Origin of the sequence: Streptococcus oralis (assembly GCF_001579175.1) — a bacterium.
In the GTDB taxonomy this organism is placed as follows: domain Bacteria; phylum Bacillota; class Bacilli; order Lactobacillales; family Streptococcaceae; genus Streptococcus; species Streptococcus oralis_O.
Map to the genome: position 1 here is coordinate 1 of NZ_KQ970769.1, position 701 is coordinate 701.

Genomic DNA, 701 nt, shown 5'->3' on the forward strand with positions numbered 1-701 from the left:
AGGCTGTCGACACATCGTCAAAGATGCTGTGCCAGATGCTTCCTATTGTTTGCGGTAATGTGGATAGAGCTTGGAGGACATTCTGGCTAAAGCCATACCAGAAGAGGGAGTGTTGGTCCCCACTTGGGGCTGTGTATGGTGACTTACGGCCTGACTTGGTATCCTTTGGCTTGCGTTGGAAGAGTTGATAAGTGTTCTTGCCTTCCTTGCGACTGGCAGTGAAGACACGGTTATCATCCCCGTCGTAAAGCGCAGCCATGAGAAGACCCTTCTTGTCCTTGATCGCAAGCAAGCGATTCTCTGTATCGTAGATGTAGTCTAGCTTTTCTGAGTTCTTCTCAGAAGCGATGCGATTGCCATTCTTATCGTAGGTATAGGTGATGGTACCATCTGGCCCTTCCAGTTTGGTCAAGCGGTTATGGTCATCATAGGTGAAGCGTGTCTGGCTCTCCTTGCCATCGACTGTCTCGGTGCTGGTCAGCTTATTGCCCGCTAGGTCATAGGTGTAAGAGAGCTTGGAGAATTCCTTACCAGATGCATCCGATACGGTCATATTTTCCACTTGACCGAGAGTATCGTAAGTATAGGTATGGACTAGGGTTTCCCCATCCTGCTGGATGGTTTCTTTAGCGATATAGCCACCATCATCATACTCATAGCCGTAGCTGGAGATGAGCTTGTCCTGCTTATCCATATGACGG

General features: G+C 48.9%; 1 protein-coding gene. It reads right to left on the minus strand.

Annotated features, from left to right (window positions below; all coding sequences use genetic code 11):
* A partial coding sequence (locus SORDD24_RS10565) for an RHS repeat domain-containing protein (protein WP_155720160.1) occupies positions 1–701 on the minus strand: 701 nt, incomplete at both ends.